This window comes from Trinickia diaoshuihuensis (assembly GCF_003390925.1).
Taxonomy (GTDB): Bacteria; Pseudomonadota; Gammaproteobacteria; order Burkholderiales; family Burkholderiaceae; genus Trinickia; species Trinickia diaoshuihuensis.
The window spans coordinates 192,773-215,067 of sequence record NZ_QUBS01000027.1; the positions used below are offsets into that span (position 1 = coordinate 192,773).

19 protein-coding genes and 1 pseudogene are annotated in these 22,295 nt (G+C 64.6%); 10 read left to right on the plus strand and 10 right to left on the minus strand.

Annotated features, from left to right (window positions below; genetic code table 11):
- The first annotated feature begins 39 nt into the window (after positions 1–39).
- The gene (locus tag DXT59_RS08925; protein ID WP_116136538.1) at positions 40–345 is read left to right on the plus strand and encodes a HigA family addiction module antitoxin; all 306 of its coding nucleotides are present in this window, start codon (positions 40–42) and stop codon (positions 343–345) included.
- A gap of 46 nt (positions 346–391) precedes the next feature.
- Here the strand turns inward: DXT59_RS08925 and DXT59_RS08930 are convergent, their stop codons facing one another.
- Complete coding sequence (locus tag DXT59_RS08930; protein WP_116136539.1) at positions 392–1,243, minus strand: LysR substrate-binding domain-containing protein; 852 nt, start codon at positions 1,241–1,243, stop codon at positions 392–394.
- 106 nt (positions 1,244–1,349) lie between these two features.
- On the opposite strand from DXT59_RS08930, the gene DXT59_RS08935 reads away from it, so the two are divergent.
- Positions 1,350–2,594: an aspartate aminotransferase type Ic gene (locus DXT59_RS08935; protein ID WP_476718428.1), complete on the plus strand. Its 1,245-nt coding sequence runs from the start codon at positions 1,350–1,352 to the stop codon at positions 2,592–2,594.
- A gap of 6 nt (positions 2,595–2,600) precedes the next feature.
- Here the strand turns inward: DXT59_RS08935 and DXT59_RS08940 are convergent, their stop codons facing one another.
- A complete protein-coding gene (locus DXT59_RS08940) occupies positions 2,601–3,167 on the minus strand; it encodes a hypothetical protein (protein ID WP_116136540.1) in 567 nt (188 codons plus the stop codon).
- 110 nt (positions 3,168–3,277) lie between these two features.
- On the opposite strand from DXT59_RS08940, the gene DXT59_RS08945 reads away from it, so the two are divergent.
- Positions 3,278–4,180 carry a helix-turn-helix transcriptional regulator gene (locus DXT59_RS08945; RefSeq protein ID WP_116136541.1) on the plus strand — a complete coding sequence of 301 codons (903 nt, stop codon included), beginning with the start codon at positions 3,278–3,280 and terminating at the stop codon, positions 4,178–4,180.
- A gap of 11 nt (positions 4,181–4,191) precedes the next feature.
- Positions 4,192–6,135 carry a DUF3857 domain-containing transglutaminase family protein gene (locus DXT59_RS08950; RefSeq protein WP_116136603.1) on the plus strand — a complete coding sequence of 648 codons (1,944 nt, stop codon included), beginning with the start codon at positions 4,192–4,194 and terminating at the stop codon, positions 6,133–6,135.
- Positions 6,136–6,139: 4 nt separating this feature from the next.
- On the opposite strand, the gene DXT59_RS08955 is transcribed toward DXT59_RS08950, so the two are convergent.
- The 4 genes and pseudogenes from DXT59_RS08955 to DXT59_RS08970 form a co-directional block, all read right to left on the minus strand.
- The gene (locus DXT59_RS08955) at positions 6,140–8,170 is read right to left on the minus strand and encodes an alkaline phosphatase family protein (protein ID WP_116136542.1); all 2,031 of its coding nucleotides are present in this window, start codon (positions 8,168–8,170) and stop codon (positions 6,140–6,142) included.
- A gap of 241 nt (positions 8,171–8,411) precedes the next feature.
- Positions 8,412–8,711, minus strand: a complete 300-nt coding sequence (locus DXT59_RS08960; RefSeq protein WP_116136543.1) for an addiction module antidote protein — start codon at positions 8,709–8,711, stop codon at positions 8,412–8,414.
- 22 nt (positions 8,712–8,733) lie between these two features.
- Positions 8,734–8,883: pseudogene (locus tag DXT59_RS08965) on the minus strand (type II toxin-antitoxin system RelE/ParE family toxin); the annotation flags it as partial.
- Between the two features lie 36 nt (positions 8,884–8,919).
- On the minus strand, positions 8,920–9,570 hold the full coding sequence (locus DXT59_RS08970; protein WP_116136544.1) for a glutathione S-transferase family protein: 651 nt from the start codon (positions 9,568–9,570) through the stop codon (positions 8,920–8,922).
- 146 nt (positions 9,571–9,716) lie between these two features.
- Here DXT59_RS08970 and DXT59_RS08975 point away from each other — a divergent pair, with 146 nt between their 5' ends.
- Positions 9,717–10,637: a LysR substrate-binding domain-containing protein gene (locus DXT59_RS08975; RefSeq protein ID WP_116136545.1), complete on the plus strand. Its 921-nt coding sequence runs from the start codon at positions 9,717–9,719 to the stop codon at positions 10,635–10,637.
- Here the strand turns inward: DXT59_RS08975 and DXT59_RS08980 are convergent.
- Both DXT59_RS08980 and DXT59_RS08985 read right to left on the minus strand, forming a co-directional pair.
- Complete coding sequence (locus DXT59_RS08980) at positions 10,634–11,806, minus strand: NAD(P)/FAD-dependent oxidoreductase (protein ID WP_116136546.1); 1,173 nt, start codon at positions 11,804–11,806, stop codon at positions 10,634–10,636. The genes DXT59_RS08975 and DXT59_RS08980 overlap by 4 nt on opposite strands.
- 134 nt (positions 11,807–11,940) lie before the next feature.
- A complete protein-coding gene (locus tag DXT59_RS08985) occupies positions 11,941–13,089 on the minus strand; it encodes a branched-chain amino acid ABC transporter substrate-binding protein (RefSeq protein ID WP_116136605.1) in 1,149 nt (382 codons plus the stop codon).
- Positions 13,090–13,584: 495 nt separating this feature from the next.
- On the opposite strand from DXT59_RS08985, the gene DXT59_RS08990 reads away from it, so the two are divergent.
- Positions 13,585–15,387 carry a methyl-accepting chemotaxis protein gene (locus DXT59_RS08990; protein ID WP_116136547.1) on the plus strand — a complete coding sequence of 601 codons (1,803 nt, stop codon included), beginning with the start codon at positions 13,585–13,587 and terminating at the stop codon, positions 15,385–15,387.
- A gap of 2 nt (positions 15,388–15,389) precedes the next feature.
- Here the strand turns inward: DXT59_RS08990 and pdxY are convergent, their stop codons facing one another.
- A complete protein-coding gene (gene pdxY / locus DXT59_RS08995; protein WP_116136606.1) occupies positions 15,390–16,241 on the minus strand; it encodes a pyridoxal kinase PdxY in 852 nt (283 codons plus the stop codon).
- A gap of 710 nt (positions 16,242–16,951) precedes the next feature.
- Here pdxY and hpnI point away from each other — a divergent pair.
- The 4 genes from hpnI (at position 16,952) to DXT59_RS09015 (ending at position 21,566) form a co-directional block, all read left to right on the plus strand.
- A complete protein-coding gene (gene hpnI, locus DXT59_RS09000) occupies positions 16,952–18,142 on the plus strand; it encodes a bacteriohopanetetrol glucosamine biosynthesis glycosyltransferase HpnI (protein WP_116136548.1) in 1,191 nt (396 codons plus the stop codon).
- 94 nt (positions 18,143–18,236) lie between these two features.
- The gene (gene hpnJ, locus DXT59_RS09005) at positions 18,237–19,658 is read left to right on the plus strand and encodes a hopanoid biosynthesis associated radical SAM protein HpnJ (protein ID WP_116136549.1); all 1,422 of its coding nucleotides are present in this window, start codon (positions 18,237–18,239) and stop codon (positions 19,656–19,658) included.
- 4 nt (positions 19,659–19,662) lie between these two features.
- A complete protein-coding gene (gene hpnK, locus DXT59_RS09010; protein ID WP_116136550.1) occupies positions 19,663–20,562 on the plus strand; it encodes a hopanoid biosynthesis-associated protein HpnK in 900 nt (299 codons plus the stop codon).
- Positions 20,559–21,566 carry a lysylphosphatidylglycerol synthase domain-containing protein gene (locus tag DXT59_RS09015; protein ID WP_116136551.1) on the plus strand — a complete coding sequence of 336 codons (1,008 nt, stop codon included), beginning with the start codon at positions 20,559–20,561 and terminating at the stop codon, positions 21,564–21,566. The genes hpnK and DXT59_RS09015 overlap by 4 nt, the downstream gene beginning before the upstream one ends.
- Positions 21,567–21,596: 30 nt before the next feature.
- Here DXT59_RS09015 and DXT59_RS09020 read toward each other — a convergent pair whose 3' ends face one another.
- Positions 21,597–22,232, minus strand: coding sequence for a hypothetical protein (locus DXT59_RS09020; RefSeq protein ID WP_116136552.1), 636 nt, complete (start codon positions 22,230–22,232; stop codon positions 21,597–21,599).
- Positions 22,233–22,295: the final 63 nt, after the last annotated feature.

Below are 22,295 nucleotides of genomic sequence, written 5' to 3' on the forward strand. Positions count from 1 at the left end.
GATTGACGGATCCTTGCTTCGCCGCTATGGTTTCGGGCCATGGCCGATACCGACAACATTCATCCCGGCGCGATGGTGCGCCAGCTTTGCCTCGATCGCTTCAATCTGAGCGTGACCGAGGGCGCGACGGTGCTCGGCGTGAGCCGTCAGGCGCTAACGAATCTGCTGAGCGGCAAGGCCGGCATTTCGCCCGAGATGGCGCTGCGCCTGGACAAAGCATTCGGCGGCGGTGCCGAGACCTGGCTCCAACGCCAGTTGGTGCACGATTTGGCGAAAGCGCGCAAACGTCTCGACGAATTGAACGTCATCTCGATGGCGCAACAGCGTCAGCGTTCGTTGTTTTGAAGTCGAAGAGGCAACGCTCCATTTAAAGCGGTGCCTCTTCGGTTTTTCAGGTTCGCAGTTCTTCCAAGATTTGCTCGGCGAGGAAATCGCATTCCGGGCGGGCCGAACCCGCGCTACGCGCGAGTACGATTTCGAGTGGCGGCAGCGGCGGCAGACCATGCGCGCGGCCGAGTTCGACGAAATGCGCGGGCATCGCGCATCGCGCGATCGGTGCGACCGCCAAACCGGCTTCGACCATGCTGAACAAACCGAGCAGGCTCGGGCTCTCATACGAAGTGCGGTAGGCGATGCGCTCGCGTTTGAGCGCGCGAATGGCGTTTTCTCGCGCGACGCTGCCCGCCGCGAACACCGCGATCGGCAGTGGGCGTTCGCGCCACACGGCGGAGCCGCGCGGCGCACCGGCCCACACCGTCGGCTCGAGCCGAACCCTTTCCCCCCGCAAGCCGCTCACGCGCGTCATACAGGCGAGATCGACCTTGTTTTCGTGCACGAGCGGCGCCAGTGCATGACTGGGCAAGCCCATTACCTGTATTTCGACTTTCGGGTAGCTCGCCGAGAACTTGCGCAGTACCGGCGGCAGCAGCGACGACGCATAGTCGTCGGGAACCCCGATCACGACGCGCCCCTTCACCTGCGGATGCACGAGCGCCGCCCACGCTTCGTCGCGTAGCGCGAGCATGCGCCGCGCGTAATCGGCGAGCACGAGGCCTTCGGGCGTCGGGACGACGCTGCGCGCGCGCCGCTCGAAAATCGGTTTGCCGAGCGCCTGCTCGAGCGTCTTGATACGCATGCTGACGGCCGACTGCGAACGATGCACAGCGGCCGCGCCGCGCACGAAGCTGCCTGCGTCGGCCACGGCGACGACCATCGTCAGCGCGTCCAGATCGAGTGATTTCATCGCCAACCCGCCATCAGAAAAACTGAAGATGCGGATCAATATAACGCGTTTGCCTGAAGGCAACCTGGGCGGCATACTCGATCGCGACTGGCCGGTCCCCCCCTTCATTGACAAGACAACAACGATGACGACGACTTACGAAGAGCTCAGGGCGCAGCGCCTTAGCATCGACATGACGCGCGGCAAGCCCGCGGCCGATCAATTGGATCTTTCTCAAGCATTGATCGACGACGTGGCGGCGGCCGGCTATCTATCGCGCGACGGGATCGACTGTCGCAATTACGGTCACTTGCTAGGCTTGCCCGAGGCAAGGGAGTTGGGCGGCCAGTTGCTTGGACTGCCCGCGGATCAAGTGGTGGCGGGCGGCAACTCGAGCCTCGAACTGATGCACGATGCGATCGTCTTCGCGATGCTCCACGGCGTCGTGCCCGGCGAGGCGTGGTGCCGCGCCGGGGAGGTGGCGTTTCTCTGTCCGGTGCCCGGCTACGATCGGCATTTCGCGATTTGCGAGGCGCTCGGCATTCGCATGATCGCGGTGCCGATGAACGACGACGGGCCCGATATGGATCGCGTGGAATCGCTCGTCGCGGCGGACCCCGCGATCAAGGGAATCTGGTGCGTACCGCTCTATAGCAACCCGACCGGAGCGATATACTCGCCGCAGGTGGTGCGGCGTCTCGCTCAGATGACCACGGCGGCGAGCGACTTCCGCTTGTTTTGGGACGACGCCTATCGCTTCCATCACCTGACCGAAGAGCGGTATGCCAGTCCCGCCATCTTGGCCGAGTGCGCGCGCGCGGGCCATCCCGATCGCGCGCTGATCTTCGCGTCCACCTCGAAGGTCACGCTGGCCGGCGCCGGGATGGCCTTGTTCGCCTCCTCGCGACGCAACGTCGATTGGTGGCAGCGCTGCGCGTCGGTCCGCACGATCGGTCCCGACAAGCTGAACCAGTTGCGGCACGTGCGCTATCTGCGGGATCGCGCGACGCTCGAACGGTTGATGGATCGCCACCGCGCCATCTTGCAACCGAAGTTCGCGGCGCTCGACGCGTCCTTGCACGCGTTGCTCGGGGATCTGGCCGAGGTGTCATGGACCCGGCCGAAGGGTGGCTATTTCGTCAGCCTGTTCACGCCGGATGGCTATGCGAAGCGCACGGTCGAATTGGCTGCGGAGGCCGGCGTCGTCCTGACGCCGGCCGGCGCCGCCTTTCCTTACGGCGACGATCCGCGCGACCGGCACTTGCGTATCGCGCCGAGCTGCCCGAGCGCGGCCCAAATCGAGCAAGCGGGCGCGGTCATCGCGCTGTCGCTGCGCCGGGCGCTCGACGAAGGCGTCCGCCGCCGGGCATAGCGCGTTTTAGGCGCCGCTACCGATACGCGTGGCGATGAATTCGCCTTCGAGCCGCCAGGTCTCGCCGTCGGGGTCGAGTGCCTCGCCGATCCAGTGAAAGCGTTCGGCCGTGATGTCGGTGAAGCGCCAGCGCGTCGCTTGGCCGTCGGCGCGCGCGCCCGTTTGCACGATCTCCGAGCCGATGCGCCGGCCGGTCTGCGTTTCGCGATGCCCGCGCGCGGGGTTGTTCCACGAGATGCGCCAGGCGCGCAAGCCGGGGTCCCATGCACGCAGCGTCGAGCCGTACATATCGTTTTGCGGATCGCTCGCCATGCGGCCCGCACGCCGATCCTCGCGAGCGGGCATAATCCATACATCTTGGATAGCGCGCCCGTCGAGCACCCAGCAGGCATGCAACTCGCCTGTCAGCCCCTGCTCACGCACGTCGTATCCGCGGTAGTGGAGGACCTGCAGCGCCCAGCTCCCGACTAGCCAGCCGTAGACGTCGTCGGCTTCGTCGATCTGCGTCGCGCGGCCGGGCGAGGCGAGGGCGGAGAGGAACGCGGCGGGCGCGCCGCTTCCGATAGGGTTCATGTCATTCTCCCTTGTGAGTGTCATGGCCCGGCGCCGCCTGTTGCGGCGCAGCGGGAAGGGTACGTCCAACGGACTACCGATCCACGATAAGGCCTGCAGCGAGGCGAATCTTGGCAAAAATTGCGCTGGATCTGGAACGCGCGCTGGCGCGCCGCGCGCGGGAGGCTTCTAAGGGTGCGACGGTGTCGCGCGTCATCGCGAGCGGCGACGGTTTTTCAGTGGCCGACGTCGTGTGCACGTGCGGCCCACGCGACGAAATCTTCGAGGAGCGCCACGGCGCGTTTTGCATCGCACTCGTCGTGGCCGGCGCGTTCGAATACCGCAGCCCGGCCGGGCGCGCGCTGATGACGCCGGGGGCCGTATTGCTCGGCAATCACGGGGATTGTTTCGAATGCGGTCACCGCCATCGTGCCGGCGATCGCTGCATTGCATTCCACTATCGGCCCGAATTTTTCGAACGCCTGTTTGCCGATGCGGGCTATGTCGGCCGCTCGCCTTCGTTGGCCGGCGCCCGGATCGAGCCGACGCGCGCATTGACGCCTTTCGTAGCCGCCGCTGGAGCGGCCATTACGGCGATGCCCGCTTACGCCGATGTTTCGTGGGATGAGATGGCGCTCAGCTTGGCCGCACAGGTGCTGCGCCATACGAACGGCGCCGGCCCCTCGAATGCGAAACCGGTGCCGCGCGCGGCCCTCGCGCGGGTCATCGACACCCTCGAGCGAATCGACGACGCGCCCGACGCGGCGCTCGGCCTGCAGGCGCTCGCCGAGCACGCCGGACTCAGTCCTTACCACTTCTTGCGCACGTTCGAGCGTGCAACCGGCGTGACGCCGCATCAATACGTTTTGCGCGCGCGTCTGCGGATGGCCGCGCAGCGTTTGGCCGATATGCCCGACAAGATCGTGGACATTGCGCTCGCTTGCGGCTTTGCCGATCTATCGAATTTCAACCGGGCGTTTCGCGCCGAATTCGGCGTTGCGCCGCGTGCCTATCGCAAGCGCTGGCGGCCATGAACGACGAGCCGATGCGTCGCTCAGGCGTATCGCGGCATGTTCGCGGGGCGAGCAGGAGCTTGATTTTGGCGTGGTGCTTCTGGGCCGCCGGGTTTGCCGTGCCGCTCGCGCGCGCGGCTTCCGGCGCGGCGCAGCCGGACGGCGCGACCCCCGCGACGATCGAATCGGACGTTCACGTTTTTATCGTGGCGCGCGACGGCTCCGTCGTCGAACGTGACGACTCGGTGATGCGGGCCGACACCGTCGCCGGCATCGACGACATCGCGCAGCGCTATGTCTGGTTCAACAAGGACATCGAACGGATCGACGCGCTAACGGCCGCATCGGTCGATCCGCAAGGTGGCGTGCATCCGGTCGGCGCCGATGCGATCCGCGACGTTCAGGAACCGCGCGCGTCCGGCGCGCCCACGTTCGAGGACGGCGTGTTGCGCACCGTCGTCTTCCCCGGCGTCGAACCTGGCTGGCGCACGCGTCTAGCGTTTAGCAAATCGCGAACGGCGGCGCAGCCGGGCATGTTCGAATACTTCGCCGTGCCGGCGCCCGAGAGCGTCCTCGATCAGCGGCTTATCTTCGATTTGCCTGCCGACATGCCGCTTTACTACGACGCGCGCGGCTATATGGCACTCGCCCCGTCGACGAGCGGCGGGCGCACGCGCTACGAGTTCGATTACCGGCACGGCGCCTCCGCGCCGCGCGAGTACGGCGCGGTGGGCGCCGCGAACGACGGCGATCGCCTCATGGTGACGACGGTCCCGAGCTATGCGGCATTTGCCGCGCGATACCGGGACAATGCGAAAGATCCGAGCGCAACCGATCCGCAGGTCGTCGCGCTTGCCCAAGCGATCACGCGCGAGGCCCCCGACGATTGGTCGAAGGCCGCGCTGCTCTACGACTGGGTGCGGGCCAATATCCGCTACGTCGCGCTGTTTCTCGGCGAGACAGCGGCCAAGCCGCATCGCGTAGTCGATATCGTTCAGCACCGCTATGGCGACTGTAAGGACCACGTGGCGTTGTACGGGGCGTTGCTCGCGGCCGTGGGTATTCGCAACGAACCGGCGTTGTTGGGCTCGGGCTCGGTCTATACGCTGCCGTCGGTGCCGGGTTATGGCGCCGGTGCGATCAACCATGTGATCGTATGGATTCCGTCGCTCGATCGATTCGCCGATACGACGGCAGGCGGCGGCATCGCCTTCGGATTTCTGCCGCCGAGCGTTATGGACCGGCCCGCTTTGCTCGTCGACGAAGGAGTGCTCGCGCGTACCCCTGCCACGCAAGCGCGAAGCCGGCAAGCACGGCTCGAAATCGAAATCGGTGAAAGCGGCGATGCGCGTTACGGCTATCGCGTGGAAGACGACGGTTTTACGGCCGAACTGGAGCGCAATGTGTTTCGCCGGGCGACGCCGGCGCGGGCCGCGCTGATCGCACGCGAACGGTTGCGGCAAACGGGGCTGCGCGGCACGGCGTCGATCGAGACGGGCGACGTGAATGCAACGAGCGGCCCGTTCGAGGCGACGACGACGGGCGATATCGAACACCTGGCGTGGACGGACGGCATGAGCGCGCTGCCCGCTTTATCGAGCTTCGCGGGCGGTATTGCTTCGCAAGTCGGCGGCTGGCTTACCGATCCCGTGCGAACGCAATCTTTTGTCTGCATGAGCGGCACGTTCGTCGAGGACGGTATCGTCACGTTGCCGCGGAACTTGGCGCTCGTCTATGTGCCGCCGGATCTCGCCATCGATTCGGGCCCGATCGAGTATGAAGCACACTATGTCTTCGATCCCGTTTCGCGGGCCGTGCAGATCTCGCGACGGCTGCAGGCCCGTTTTGGGAAGCAAGTGTGTAGTCCTCGCGATTTCAAATCGATGCGAGACGCCCTCGTGCGCATCGAACGCGACACGGCCGCGCAAATCGTCGTGCGGCGTGCCGCGCAAAACGGAGCAGCGTTAGGGCGTTAAAACATTAGAACGGCGACCAGCCGAGCCCGCCTTGCGCGTGTGCATCGCCGTGGCCGCTGTCGTCACCGTCGTCATCGCCGTCGCCATGGTGCCGATGGTCGAAATGGAAGGCGTCGAACAGATCGCCGATCGCGGGCGCATTGACCGGTACGTAGGGATCGAAGGGCAACTGCACCGGATTGGGCAGGTTGTCGCGGCTGCGGCCGGTGATGGGGGCGAGCCGCCAATTGCGTTCGATGAACTTCACGAGCGAGACGTGATCGGCGTATTGATGCACGACGCGGCCGCCGCGCGAGTACGGCGACACGACGATCAGCGGAATGCGCGGGCCGTCGCCGAAGAAGTCCACGGGTTGGATGTAACCCGAATCGTAGTAGCCGCCGCCCTCGTCGTTCGTGATGAAGATCGCCGTCGATGCCCACAACTTCGGATTGGCGTGCACGGCATCGATGATCTTGCGCGAGAACGCTTCGAACAAGCCGTACTTCGACGAAGCCGGATGTCCGTCGAGCAGGCCGCCCGGCTTCACGAACGATACGGCGGGCAGCGCGCCGCTCGCGATATCGGCGTACAGATCGGTCGCATCCTGCAAGTGCGCTTTGACGAGCTCAGGCTTCGTCATGATCGCCGTTTCATAGAGAAACGGATTGCAGATGTTGCAGTAGACGCTGGTCGGCGAATTCTTGACGAACGAATTCCAGCCCTCTCCGTAATATTTCCACGAGATGCCTTGTTCGAGCAGCGTATCGGCGATCGTGCGAACGGGCGATGGCGGGATCGTGAACGCGCTCGTGTTCACGGTGCCGTCGCCGTTGTAGCCGGGGTTGTAGTTGTTGAGCAGGTAATAGGTGCCGGGGGCGCAGTTGGCCTGCGGATGATAGGGCAGCGAATCCAAATAGCTTCTGACCGCGTCGACGCCCGGTGCGTGCGGATCCGAGCAATTGCTGTACGAGCCGCCCGAATAGCCGTCTTGCGCATACCAGTTGTTGGTGCCGGGCGCCGGGCGCGGATCTTCGATTTGATTGGACGGCGGCGTGGCGATGTGGCCGTGTCCGTCCGTGTAGTAAAAGGCGTCGGCCGCGCCGATCATGATGCTGTTCGCGCCCGTGCCGCCCATCACCGGCTGGTGATAGTTGTCGCTGATGGTGTAGCGGCGCGCGAGTTCGGTGAAGTAGGGCATATCGCCCGCGTTCGTGTTGTAGTAGCCGAGCGCCGTGGAGCCTTCTCCGGTGGTCTGATCGGTGAAATTGGCGGGCTGCGGTTTGCCGTTGCTGCCGGCGCCGACCGACGTTTCGACCCAGGCGAACAGGTCCATCGCGCAACCGCTTGGATTGCCGAGCGTCGCGTGGGTCACGTTGCAGTCGGCTTGCTGCCAGTTTTGATAAAAGCGATGCACGGGGCTCGCGATGTACTGATCGTAGTTGGGGCCGACGCGCGAGATCTGATAGGGGCCGTTCGGCAGCGCGAACGTATTCGCGCCGAAGCGCGTATCGGGCACGTGATGGGGCAGCCCTGTCGCGCCGGTCGTCAATTGCGCGACGTCTTGCGGCTCGAGCACGCCGGCCTCGAAGGCTTGCGCGGCGGCAAGCGTGGCGAACGGCGGGGCGTTCGTGTCGCTGGCGGCGGTCGGTGCGGAGCCGGTGTTCGGCGCGGGCAGCACGCCGTAGTTTTGTTTGCCGCCGGGGCTCATTTCGAAGCGCGACGGATCGACGGCTTGCGCGGTCTTTTGCGCGGCTAGGGCGAAGTTGGGACCGGGTGCGCCGTCGGCGGTGATGATGCCTTTCGAGAGCAGGTTCGATACGTGCTGACCGGCGCGCGGTTTGAAGGCGCCGAAGACCTGATCGAAGGTCCGGTTCTCGCCGACGATGACGATCACGTGCTTGATCGGCGTGATCGTCGCCGTCGATGCGTCGCGCGGCTGGCTTTCCGCGAGCGCGGGCAGCAGGGCGCCGCACGCGGCGGCCGACAGTACGCCGATCGTCAGACCGGCGCGTAAAATGCGGTGACCACGTCTGAACTTGCTATATCGCTTCATTGACCTCTCCGTTGACTGACAGTCGACTGCGGGGATGGGAAGCGTAGCGTGGTGGTAGGGCGGGTTTTCCGCCCCTTTGCCTGCTTGATTCGATCGACGAATCGTTTGTGCCGGTAACGATACCGGCCGCCGATGACGTATGCGCGAAAGGAATGTGACGCCCGCGAGGCGGGCGGTTGACAGGATGTAAGGCGGAGAGCGCCGCGCCGTCTTACGGGCGGCGTGGGTCAGGCCGATGAAGCTAGGTGTGCGCCGTATCGGGCTCGACGGTGAGCTTGACGCCTAAGGCACGTAGCAGCTTGAAGACGGTTTCCAGCTTCGGTTTGGATCCGGGCGTAAGCGTTTTATATAGACTTTCGCGGCCAACACCGGCATCCGAAGCGACCTTGGCCATACCCCGGGCCTTTGCAACGTCCGCGATCGCGGCCACTAGCAAGTCGGCGTTTCCTTCCTCCGATGCTGCTCTGATGTAGGCTGCGATCGCCTCTTCGCTGTCGAGATAGTCCGCTGCATCGAATCGTGCAATCTTGACCGGTTTCATGACCCACCTCATTGGAATCGGCTTACTGCCGATGAATTTGCTCCCACATCGCCTTGGCGGCCTTGATGTCGGCATTTTGTGTCGACTTATCGCCGCCGCAAAGCAATAGATAGACGACCCGCCTTTCCTGGGCAAAATGGACCCGGTACCCGGGGCCGTGGTGTATACGCATTGCCATTGCATCTTATCGGATACAGAAATCAAGAACTCACTCGATCGCGACGCCCTCTTGCTCGAAAGCCCGCCGCACCGCGCCGCGTTCGAGCATCCGTTCGGCGTGCGCGGTCCACGCCGGGTAGTGCTCGCGCATCGGGAGGCCGATGCGATTGCCCCATCGATAGAGCACGAGCAAGAACGGATCGACGATGCAGTAGCCGCTTTCCAGCGCCCATGTGCGCCGATCGCCCAGCGCCTGCTCGATCTTCGTGTAGGCCTCATGAACGATTCGGCGGCCGTTCGCTTTCAGCGCCTCGTGCGGGGCGGGGTCGGTGGCGCTGAACCGTTCAGGCCGCCAGATCTGCGCAAAACCGATGCCGTGCACCCACCCCGCGAGCCACGCCAGCCATTCGACCGCGCGCGCTTCGTCGAGCGCGCTCGCTTGCGGCAATAACGCGGCCTGCGGGTGCTGTCTCGCCAGAAAAATCAGGACGGCAGGCAACTCCGTCAAGACCCGCCGTTCACCGGCGATCTCGAGCGCGGGCACAAAGCCCTTCGGATTGATCGAAAGGTAGCTGGCTTGCCGGTTTTCACCGCGCGAGACCGAGACCTCTTGCAGCGCGTAAGCCGCACCGATTTCTTCGAGCACGATGTGTACGGCGAGCGAGCAGGCGCCCGGCGAGTAATAGAGTCGATAGTCCATGAGGCTGGCTCTTCAGTTTGATGAGGATGTCGTAGATGCGATGACACTAAGCGCATGCAGTTCGTACGGCGGCAGTCTAGCGAGCGGCGGCTGCGGCCGACAAACGATTAATTGTCTAGATCAGCCATTAGTGGTACTAATGCCCGATGCAAAAACGTCCCCATCTTCCCCCACTCCAAACGTTGCGTGCGTTCGAGGCCGCGGTGCGCCTCGCGAGCTTCACGCGCGCGGCCGATGAACTCGCGCTGACGCAAGGCGCCGTCAGCCAGCACGTCCGTGCGTTGGAGGCGAGATTGGGCACGCCGCTCTTCTCGCGCGAGCGCGCCGGTGCGGTGGCGACGCCGCAGGCGTATGAACTCGCGTTGCAAATTCGGCAGGGCCTGAACGTGCTCGAGCGTGCGTTCGATACGCCGGCGCGCGGCACGGGCCCTAGGCGCGTACGCACGCGCGAATCGACGCGTTTGACGGTCAGCGTATTACCGCCGTTCGCCGATCGCTGGCTGGAACCGCGCCTCGGCCGTTTCCGGCGCAAATATCCGCACATCGAGTTGGTACTGCGCAAGGAAGCGGCGCTGGCGCGGCTCAACGGCCGCGATGGCGTCGACGTTGCGTTGCGTTACGGCCCGGGCGCCTGGCCGGGGCTGCAAGGCGAGCGTTTCATGGAAGAACAGATCTTTCCGGTGATGAGCCCGAACCGCTACGAAGGCGTCCGGCCCCGGCGCTTGGCCGACCTCGCGCGCTGCATGCTGCTCAAACACCGCGCGCAGCCGTGGGAGCCTTGGTTTCAGGCCGTCGGTCTCGATTTGACGGAACCGCGCGGCGCGCCGCTGTTCGACGACGCCGGCAGGCTCATCGAGGCGGCGGTACAGGGGCAGGGGATCGCGCTCGCGCGTGCCTCGCTCGTGGAGCGCGAATTGCGCGAAGGCCGTCTCGTGCGCTTATGGAAGCGGCGCGTAACCGATATTTACGCGCACTTTGTCGTATGGCGCGCCGACGATCCCAAGCGCCTCGCGATCGATGCACTGCGCGCGTGGCTTCATGACGAGGCAGCGCGCCGTGCACGCTAAACGACGTTGCGTTCGACGACGGGACGGTCGTTCAACACCCGATCGAAGCCGAGCGGCGAAAGGTCGAGCGACACGAATCTTCCTTGCAAGATCAGTTCGGCGACGCCGCGCCCCGTTGCAGGCCCTTGCTGTAATCCGTGACCGCTGAAGCCGTTCGCGAAGACGCAATTTTCGACGTCGGGGTGATATCCGATGATCGCGTTGTGGTCGAAGACGTTGTACTCGTAATACCCCGACCAAGCATGCTCGACGCGTAACGCCTCGAACTGCGGCACGCGGTGCGCGAGCGTAGGCCAAATGACGTCGTCGAACAGCGCGTGATCGACTTCGTCGAGCGGCAGGTCGTCGGGGTCGCGATCCGCGCTCGGCGAGGTGCCGCAAATATAAGTCGTCCCCTCGGGACGGAAATAGACGCCTGTCGGATCGATCAGCAGCGGGCAACGTTCGAGCTTGGCGGGCGAACTGACGTTGAAGATGCTGCGCCGCCGGGCATGGACCGGCAAGTCGATGCCGAGCATATCGGCCACGTGCCGCGCCCACGGGCCCGCCGCGTTGACGAGCACGTCGCACGCGAACGTCTCGCCGCTCGCCGTCAGCACTTCACGTACGTGCCGCCCTTCGCGCCGCAGTGCCGTCACGTCGGCGGCGATATAGCGCGCGCCCAGCGATTGCGCTTTCTTGCGCAACGCCTGCACGAGCCCGTAGCCGTCGAACCAGCCCTCGCCCGATACGCCGTAGGTACCGGCCACGAGGTCTTCGGTATTGAGCCAGGCAAACGTCTGTTGCAAGGCATCGCGTGGCAAGTAGCGAATGTCGGCGCCGAGCGACGTTTGCAGCGCGTGGTTTTCGCGCAAGATCGATTCGCCGGCGGGCGTGGCGAGAAAGAGGTATCCGCCCTCGTGCAAATCGATCGAGGGGCGATTCCCATCGACGGCCAAGCGCTCGCCGATCGAACGCAGAAATTCGATACCGTAGAGCGACATCTGCACCGACAGCGGTGTCGAAAACTGTTGGCGGATCGAGGCGGCCGAAAGCGCCGAGGAGGCGCGCGCGTAGCTCGGGTCGCGCTCGATTACCGTCACATCCACGCTCGGGTCGGCGCTGCGCAGAAAGTACGCCACGGCGCTGCCTATGACGCCGCCCCCCACCACTACGATCTTCGAAACCATTAGCACTCCAAAGCGAATTGCGAAAAAGGCGCGGCGCCCGGGGGCGCCGCGCCGTACGGCCGGACCGGGTGCACGCCTGCGATCAGGAGCCGCCCTTCGTCACGACCGTCACGAATTGGCCGCTCTTCACTTGATCAGGAGCCGCCCTTCGTCACGACCGTCACGAATTGGCCGCTCTTCACTTGGTACATCGTCGATGAGCCGTTCTTCAGCGAACCGTCGGGATTGAATTCGATGTGACCCGTGATGCCGTCGAAGCTGATGCTTTGCAGCTTCGGACGGTAGACGTCGGGCTTGGTCGAGCCGGCCGCTTGCATCGCCTTGATCGCCGCCCATGCCGCGTCATAACCGAATGGGGCGTACGAGAGCACGTCGACACCGAACTTCTGCTTGAAGCGCTCCGCGAACTTCGCGCCGACCGGCGTGCTCTCCAGCGGACGGCCGTATTCCCAGGCCATCGCGCCTTCCGAGGTGTCGCCCGCGAGCTTGATGAAATCGATGTCCTTCACGCCGCCGCCGCCGACGTATTGCGCCTTGATGCCGAGCTGCGTCATCTGTTTCATGATGCCCGCGGCTTGCGGATTGAGCGCCCCAACGAAGATGAGGTCGGGATTCTTCGCCTTGATGTTCGTCAGTTGCGTCTTGAAGTCGGTCGCCTGGTTCGTCGTGTATTCCCGATCGACGATATTGCCGCCGTGGGCCTTCGCAGCCTTCACGAATTCATCGGCTTCGCCTTGCCCGAACGCGGTACGGTCGTCGATGACGGCAATGCGCTTGGCCTTCGTCGTCTCGACGGCGTACACGCCCGCGGTACCCGCGTTTTGCGCGTCGCTCGAAATCACCATGAACACGTTTTTGTAGCCGCGTCCGCTGATGATCGGATTGGTGGCGGCGGGGTCGATGTCGGGGATACCCGCTTTTTCGTAGAGTTCGGAAGCCGGAATCGTCGTGCCGGAATTGAAGTGGCCGACGACCACCGATACGCCCTCGTCCACGAGCTTTTGCGCGACTTGCACGCCGACGCGCGGGTCGGCTTGATCGTCTTCCGTGACGAGTTCGAACGAGACCGGTTGACCGGCGATTTTGACGCCCTGCGCCTTGGCATCGTCGAGCGCCATCTTCACGCCGTTTTCGAGGTCTTTGCCGTAACTCGCATTAGGCCCCGTGAGCGGAGCGGCAAAGCCGATTTTAACGACGGTATCCGCGCGAGAGGCGAGCGGGGCGAGCGCGAGAAGTGCTCCAACTGCAACTGCGATAGGGCTGAGAGTCTTCGCAAAACGCATGTTGTTTCCTTTGTCGGCAAGCATAAGTGACTGCGATGGCGTGCATGCCGGGTCGCTCGCTTGCCTGCGCGGCGCGCGAGGCTTGGTCGAGGCGGCGGCCGGTGCACGGCTCTTGTTCGTCGGGTTACGGCGTGTGGCGGGTACCTCCTGCAAGCGCGTGTATTGAACGAACCGCTCAGGCGTGAGAAGCGCCGCTGCGATCATTCGGGACGACTATATGGAGCCAATAACGCTCCGTCTTGACCTTTCGCGACGATTCCTGTGCGCATTTCGGCACAGCCGATCGCACCCATCAATCCGGGGTAATACGCCCGCTATTGCGTTCGCTATTCGTCGTACTCGTCGCATTTTTGCGTCGCAGCGAGACATTCGAAATAAATAGCACTCCGAACAATCCCTAGCGCACCATGCATCAAGTTTGCACCGCCGCATGCCGTTTACCTGTACGGAGGATCACAAGTCCCCACAGCCAAATTGTCTGAAGGAATCGTTTGCATGTTTGCTTCAATACGCGCTCGCGTGCTCGCAGCTTGTCTCGCCATCGTCGTCGGCTCCCTCGTCGTCAATGCAGCACTGAACTTCCTCGTAGTCGACTCGCACGAAAACGACTCGATCAACAACAACCTCATTGCACTCGCCAACGGACACGATGCCGGCATCGGCGAATGGGTCGCCTCGAAGACGGCCGCCATCCAGGCCTTGCAGGACATCACGCTAGGGGCGACCGACCCTTCCGCGGAATTCAAACAGGCCATGGCCGCCGGTGGATTCTCGAACGTCTATGCGGGCTATGCCGATAAGAGCGCGAAGTTCGGCGATCCGGCGGGCATTCCGCCCGGCTACGATCCAACGGCTCGGCCCTGGTACAAACAAGCTGCCGCCGCGGGCAAGCCGGTGGTCACGCCGCCTTACGTGGACGCCGGCTCGGGCAAGCTCGTCGTCGCGTTCGCGGTGCCGATCATCCGCGACGGTTCGCTCAAGGCCGTCGTGTCCGGCGACGTCGCGATGGATAGCGTGATCGCCAACGTCAAGGCCATTCACCCGACTCCGGCCAGTTTCGGCGTCCTCGTGGACGGCGCGGGCGAGATCGTCGCTCACCCCGATCAGAAGCTCACGCTCAAGCCGATCTCGACGCTCATGCCGAGCATGACCGCCGCGAGCATCGCGTCGCTGCCAGGCGCGGCCGAACCGCTCGAAACCGTGGCCGATGGCCGCTCGGTGCTGCTGCGCGGCGTGGCCGTGCCCGGCACCGACTGGACGGTAATCGTTGCGCTCGACGAGAGCGAGGCGAAAGCGGGCATCCGCTCGTTCCTGACGACCTCGGCGCTCGCGCTCGTCGTGATCGTGGTGTTGGCCGCGCTGATCGTTTCGGCCGTCACCTCGAAGGCATTCAAACGACTGTCGCAAGTGCGCGATGCGATGGATGCGATCGGTTCGGGCACCGGCGATCTGACGCAGCGTTTGCCGTCCGACGGTCGCGACGAAGTGGCTCAAATCTCGCGCTCGTTCAATTCGTTCGTCGATAAGCTGCTCGACGTGATGCGCCAGATTCGCGATACGAGCGAGTCGGTGCGCACGGCGGCCGACGAGATCGCGGCGGGCAACCTCGACTTGTCCGGGCGCACGGAATCGGCGGCGGCCAGCTTGCAGGAAACGGCCGCCTCGATGGAGGAAATCACCTCCACGGTCACGCAGTCGGCCAGCTCGGCGAAACAAGCGAACGACATGGCCGCGTCGGCTTCGACCGTGGCATCGCGCGGCGGGCAGGTCGTCTCGGAAGTCGTCGCGACGATGGGGACGATCGAATCGGCCTCCGGCAAAATCGGCGACATCATCGGCGTGATCGACGGCATCGCGTTCCAGACCAATATCCTCGCCCTGAACGCGGCCGTGGAAGCGGCGCGCGCGGGCGAGCAGGGCCGCGGTTTCGCGGTGGTGGCGGGCGAGGTGCGCAGTCTGGCCCAGCGCAGCGCGCAGGCGGCCAAGGAAATCAAGTCGCTGATCGAATCGACGATCGACAGCGTTTCGTCGGGCTCGAGCCAGGTCAAGCGCGCGGGCGACACGATGACGGAAATCGTCTCCAATGTGTCGAGCGTGACGACGATCATGTCGGAGATCACCCACGCGGCCGACGAACAGACCCGCGGCATTCAAGAGGTCAACCGGGCGGTCTCGCAACTCGACGAAATGGTTCAGCAAAACGCGGCCCTCGTCGAGCAGTCGGCCGCTGCCGCCGCGGCCTTGCAGACGCAGGCGGTCAACCTCGCCGGGGCGGTCGCGCAGTTCCGCCTCGATTAGACCTAGACCGCGTCGATCGACCATGCGCCCAGCCACTCGCGCGGTTTGGCGATTTCGTCTTGGGTCGCGACGAGTTCGAGCTCGTAGCGGCCCGCGGCGTAAGTGGCTTTAAGGACCGCATGTACCGCCGACACGGCATGTTCGAAGGCCGTGCGCAGCGAATCGCCGTGCAGACGCCGCGCCACGAACGTGGCGCTCGTGATCTCGCCGACGCCGACGGGCTGGCGCGCGAAGGGATATCGCGGGTGTTGGGTCATCCACGCTTCGCGCTCGGTGACGACGAGCAGGTTGACGCGGTCGGCCGGGCTGTTGCGGTCGACGAGCTGCTTGACGAGGATGACCTGGGGGCCGCCGCGGATGATTTCGCGGCATGCGCGTAGCGCCTCGTCGACGGTTTCGATCGTCCGTCCAACCAGTTTTTGCAGCGTGTCGTGCGTCGGCGAAAGGCCGTCGGCGATCGCGGGCATCGTCTCCAGCAGGTATTCGTCGACGCTCGCGCCGGCGCCCGCCCCGATGACGGGCGTGCAAAAGTGCCAGGCCTCGGGGTTCGTTGCCTTCACGGTGCGCACGATATCGATCACCGCCTGCGCGTGCGCCTTCGACCCGAGGTAGCCCGAGACGATCGCATCGCAGCGCCTAAGCATGCCGATCGCGCCGATTCCCTCGACGAGTTCGGCCATCTGCGGCGGGTCGATGGCGCTGCCGGCCCAATGGCCGTATTGCATGTGATTGGAGAACTGCATCGTGTCGAGCGGCCAGACGTTGACGCCCAGCCGCTGCATCGGAAAGACGGCTGCGCTGTTGCCCGCATGGCCGAAGACCACGTGCGGTTGAATGCTCAAGACGTTTTTCATGATGAGTTTGCTCGCGTGAAGCGCCACGGCTCCAATCGGCGGCGCAACCGGTTCCGGCCATGCGACGCCGCGCCGCCCGCAGCCCGGTATTTGCAAGATACATGAGTTGTTGCGTCGCGTCATCGGGCGCCTCCAGCATGCCGCGGGCCCGCTCGTCCGGGCGGCTTCGCCGAAAGCGCCCCAACGGTCTCCATAAGGCCGCGGTTGGCGCGCGGGCGGCGGAGCGGCCGTTGCTTGCATCCGACGAAATCGGGCCGTACCGCGCCGCCTCCTAAGCGTATTCCCGCATGCACTGCTACAATTGCCTGTTTCCGAAGTTTACAAAGCGAGCTGACGGCTTTCCGCGGGCCGGTTCGACGGCGCCTCAGGGCGTGTCGCTTCAGCGCGCTTCGTGTTCGTTTCGCCTCGCATCAGACAAGTTGAGCGCGCGATAGCGCACGGTCCTCGAGCCGGCCCCGTAGCCTGTCGCATACCGGTTCCCGGGTGCGCCGAGGTCCGTTGTCGTTGTCTATATGTGCGGCACGCGAACATCCACGCGACATGAAAGCGGGTGGTGCGCAAGCCGCGGCAGGCTTGGCGCCGCACGTCGAGAAGAACGAAGGAGTAGCGAACGTGCCAGCAAGCGTCTCATCGAACGGGTTGCCCGTGCGCCGCGCCTACGCGGCCGCCGGTGCCCTCACGGCGCGCTCGGCCGGTAAAGGCGGTGTCCGATGACCGTTTCGGCTAGCTCGCTCTGGGACTGGCTGCTGATCGGCCTGTGTTGCATCGCGACGGCCTATGTCGTCGTGGCCGCGCTGGCGCTGCCGTCGGCGCGCTCGCTCGTCAAGCGTGCGTCGAACGACGGCCGCGGCGGCGCACGCCGGTCCGCCGCGGCCGTGAGCGTGCTCAAGCCGCTGTGCGGCGCGGAGCCGCGGCTTTACGAAAACCTTTCGACGTTCTGCGAGCAGACGCATCCTTGCTATCAATTGCTGTTCGGCGTGTCGTCGTCCGCCGACCCGGCGATCGCGGTCGTGCGGCGCTTGCAGGCGGCGTATCCGGAGCGCGACATTGCGCTCGTCGTCGATTCGCGCGTGCACGGACATAATCTGAAGGTCAGCAATCTAATCAACCTGGCGGCGCGGGCCAAGCATCCGCTGATCGTCCTGGCCGATAGCGACATCGCCGTGGGGCGCGATTATTTGGAGGCGGTGACGGCGCCGCTGGCCGATCCGAAGGTGGGCATCGTGACCTGCTTGTATCACGCGAAAAGCGTGGGCGGATTCTGGACGCGCATCGGCGCTCAATTCATCAACGAGTGGTTCGCCCCCTCGGTGCGCATCGCGCACGCCGGCGGTTCGCGCAGTTTCGGGTTCGGCGCGACGCTCGCGCTGCGCTCGAGCGTGTTGTCCGACATCGGCGGTTTCGACGCGCTCAAGGATTGCCTGGCCGACGACTACTGGCTCGCCGAATATACGCGCAGGCGCGGGATGACGACCGTGCTTTCGGAAGTCGTGGTCGATACCGACGTCATCGAGCCCGATTTCAGCACGCTGTGGCTGCGCGAAACGCGCTGGTTGCGCACGATTCGTTCGATCAATCCGCTCGGCTTCGCCTTCTTGTTCATCACGTTCACGTTTCCTTGGGTGCTGGCCGGCGCGCTGCTGGCCCTGCATGGCCAGGCGGGCGGGCGCGAGGCGGTACTGGCCGCTTCCACCGCGCTGGGCGTGTGCGCGCGCATCGGCTTGCATGCGCGGGCGTCGCGCGAGCGCGGCGAGTTCTGGCGCGATTTGCCGCTCGTGCCGCTGCGCGACGCGTTGCTGGCCGCGCAATGGTTCGTCGCCGCGTTCGGCTCGCACGTCGTCTGGCGCGGTGCGCGCATGCCCGTGGTGGCTCGCGTGGCCGAGGGGTCGGACGGGTCCTGAGCGCAGCCGTATTCGTATTTCGCGGTCGGCCGTTCTCGCGCGGCCGTCGTCTTAACAACATTTGCTTCACCTATAGGTTGCCGGAGCTTCATTCATGAAAACGCTGTTCTTGCAGGCCCCGTCGTATGACGGCTTCGATGGCGGTGCCGGTTCGCGCTACCAAGCCAAGCGCGAAATCCGCTCGTTCTGGTATCCGACTTGGCTCGCGCAGCCCGCGGCCCTCGTGCCGGGCAGCCGCGTGCTCGACGCGCCCGCTGACGGCCTGTCGGTCGAAGAAACGCTGAAGATCTGCGACGACTACGAACTGATCATCATCCATACGAGCACGCCGTCGTTCCCGACCGACGCGCTGTTTGCCCAAGACATCAAAAAGCGCAAGCCGTCGATGCTCGTCGGCATGGTGGGCGCCAAGGTGATGGTCGATCCGCACAACTCGCTGACGGCGACCGAGGCGATCGATTTCGTCTGCCGCGAGGAATTCGACTTCACCTGCAAGGAACTCGCCGAAGGCAAGCCGTTTGCCGAGATCAAGGGGCTGTCCTGGCGTGCCAAGGACGGCTCGATCGAGCACAACGAAGCACGCCCGATCCTCGAGAACATGGACGAGCTGCCGTTCGTCGCCCCGATCTACAAGCGCGATCTGAAGATCGACAACTACTTCATCGGCTACCTGAACTACCCGTACGTGTCGATTTACACGGGCCGCGGCTGCAAGTCGCGCTGCACGTTCTGTCTGTGGCCGCAGACGGTCAGCGGCCATCGCTACCGCACGCGTTCGGTCGAGAACGTGCTCGAGGAAGCGAAGTGGATCCGCGACAACATGCCCGAAGTCAAGGAACTGATGTTCGACGACGACACGTTCACCGACGACCTGCCGCGCGCCGAAGCGATCGCGATCGGTCTGGGCAAGCTCGGCATGACCTGGTCGTGCAACGCCAAGGCGAACGTGCCCTACAAGACGCTGAAGGTCATGAAGGAAAACGGCCTGCGTCTGCTGCTCGTGGGTTTCGAATCGGGCGACGACCAGATCCTCGTGAACATCAAGAAGGGCGTACGCACCGACTTCGCGCGCCGCTTCAGCGCGGACTGCAAGAAGCTCGGCATCAAGATCCACGGCACGTTCATCCTCGGCTTGCCCGGCGAAACGCAGGAAACGATCAAGAAGACGATCGAGTACGCGAAGGAGATCAATCCGCATACGATCCAAGTGTCGCTCGCCGCGCCGTATCCGGGCACGACGCTTTACAAGCAGGCTGTCGAAAACGGGTGGATGGAAGAGAACAAGACGATCAACCTCGTCAGCAAGGAAGGCGTGCAGCTTGCAGCGATCGGCTACCCGCACCTGTCGCGCGACGAGATCTATCACCATCTCGAGCAGTTCTATCGCCAGTTCTACTTCCGTCCCTCGAAGATCTGGGAAATCGTGCGCGAGATGCTGACGAGCTGGGACATGATGAAGCGGCGTTTGCGCGAAGGCGTCGAGTTCTTCCGTTTCCTGCGCGCGCACGAGGCGTAAGAACGTGACACGCTCGGGCCGGCGCGGCCTCATCGTCACGGCGGACGATTTCGGGTTGCATCCGCGCGTGAATGCGGGTATCGCGCGTGCGCATCGGGAGGGCGTACTCAAAGCCGCGAGCCTGATGGTCGGCGCGCCGGCGGCGCACGATGCCGTCGAGCGCGCGCGGGCGCTGCCGAGCTTGCGCGTGGGCTTGCACCTCGTGCTCGCCGACGGGCCCGCCACCTTACCTCCCGAGCAAATTCGCGCGCTCGTCGGGCCCGACGGCCGCTTCGGCGATGCGATGGTGCGCGACGGTTTCCGTTTCTTCTTCCTGCCGACCGTGCGCCGAGCCCTGGCGCGGGAAATCCGCGCTCAGTTCGAGGCGTTCGCCGCGACGGGCCTGACGCTCGATCACGTCAACGCCCACAAGCACTTTCATTTACATCCCACGGTGCTTTCGCTCGTGCTGTCGATCGGGCGGGAGTTCGGTCTGCGTGCCGTGCGGCTGCCGTTCGAGGCGAACGCCCCGGCGTGGCTCAAGCCGTGGATCGGACTCATGCGCGCGCGGCTTTCGCGCGCCGGTATCGCTTACAACGACTATGTCGTCGGGATCGAGCACACAGGCGGCATGGATGAAGCCGCCATGCTGGACGCGCTCGCGCGTATGCCGGCCGAGGGAGTGGGCGAGATCTATAGCCATCCGGCGGAAGCGGGCGAGGGGCCGATCACGGCTTCCATGCATGCCTATCGTCACGCCGACGAACTCGATGCACTGCTTTCTCCGCGCGTGGCCGAGGCGATTGCGCGGGCCGGGCTCGTGTGCGGCGGATTCGCCGATATCTTCGGCGGTGCGGCCGGTGGGCAAGGCATGGGCGATGCATGCGATGCGGGCGGCGCCGCGCGAGGAGGGGCACCGCTATGACGAAGTGGCTCAAATGGGCGGGCTGGCCGATCGGTATTGCGCTATTTATCGCGCTCGTGGTGCGCAATGGCGCAGCCGACGTCGTACACGTGATCGCTCAGGCCGGTTTCGCGCTGCTTTGGCTCGTGCCGTTTCACGCGGTCCCGTTGTTATTGGACGCCTACGGCTGGCGCATCTTGCTGCGCGGCCGCGCGTCGCTTGCGTTTCTCTGGTGGGTGGCCACCGTTCGCGAGGCGGTGAGCCGGCTGCTGCCGGTGCTCGCCGTCGGCGGTGAGATCGTCGGAATCCGGCTGGCACGTTGGCGAGTGCGCGATGCGAGCGTCGTCAGCGCCTCGGTGATCGTCGAAGTGCTCGTGACGATCGCCGTGCAATATGCGTTTTCCGCGCTCGGTGTCGTTCTCATCCTTGCCGCGACGGGCGGCAGCCACGCGCGCACGATTGCGCTCGCGCTTGTTCTGTCGCTGCCGTTGCCGATCGTGACGGCCTTACTGCTGCGCCGCGGCGGTGTTTTCCATGCCATCGAGCGATTCGCCGCCACCGCGCTGGGCAGCGAGCATCGCCTCTTGCAAGGCATCGACGGCGCGAAGCTCGATGCCGAAATCGACGCGTTGATGACGCGCGCCGGCTTGCTCGTCAAGGCATTCGTCTGGCAGTTTCTTGGTTACTTGATCGGGGCGCTCGAGACCTATTGGGCGCTTGCCTTGCTCGGTCATCCTGTATCCGCGGGTGGAGCGATCGCGATCGAAGCCTTGACGCAGGCCGTTCGGCACGCCGCGTTCATGGTGCCGGCGGGGTTAGGCATTCAAGAAGTGGCCGTTGTCCTGCTCGCGCAGATGTTCGGCATCGACCGCGAAGTGGGATTCTCGCTCGCGCTCGTCAAGCGGATGCGTGAGGTGATTTTCGGGTGCGCCGCGCTGCTGTCTTGGCAGTGGGCCGAAATCGCCGTCGCTCGGCGCAGCGCGCGCAAGTCGCGATCCACGCGCGACGTCAATCTCGTCCGTTGAGTGCGGGGCCGCGTCCGCGGCTCCCGATGGCTATTGGAACGTGATCGTGATGGCTGTCCTGCCGAACTGCGCGACCGTTTGAAAGAAACAGTTTTGGTCGGCCGGCTTATGTTCGTTGCTGGCATTGACGCAAGTCGCGGCGCTTGGCGTCCCGGGGAGGTTCGAAACCGGACTCGTGATCATGATCTGTCCGATCCCGTACGAGACCCGGTCGCTAAATTGAATCGCGTACTGCCCCGGTTTGCTTCCGCCCCAGTCCACGCTCGCGTTCCATGTCAACTGTTTCGATCTGCCCCCGCACTCGGTCTGGCCGTCGTCCGCGCCGCTCTCCGTCAATGTAACCACTTGACTGCTGCGCGGTTTTACGACGACGCTGCCCGGCTGGGCTGATCGAATGCAACTGCTTTGGCCGCTCGAAATGGTCAAGGTGTACGCGCTGGTGTTCTCGAACGTTACGGTGTCTACAAAGTCGGCGTCCTTGCCGCGCGCTCGTGCATTGGATGCGACCGGTCGGGCGAGCGGCGCGTGCGGTTCGGCAGCCGGGGCCGCGTAAACCGTGCCCACCGGGCTGGCCGAGGCCAGCAGCGAGGGGAGGGCTGCAAGCGCTTGAAATGCGAGGTCTTTGAGTTTGCGTCTTAGTATTTGCTTTTTTGCTTGTTCGATCATTCGGGCTCTCCAATAGGATGCGTTCGGCAGCGAATTGCACTGCCCGGGCGCGCATGGAGAGTT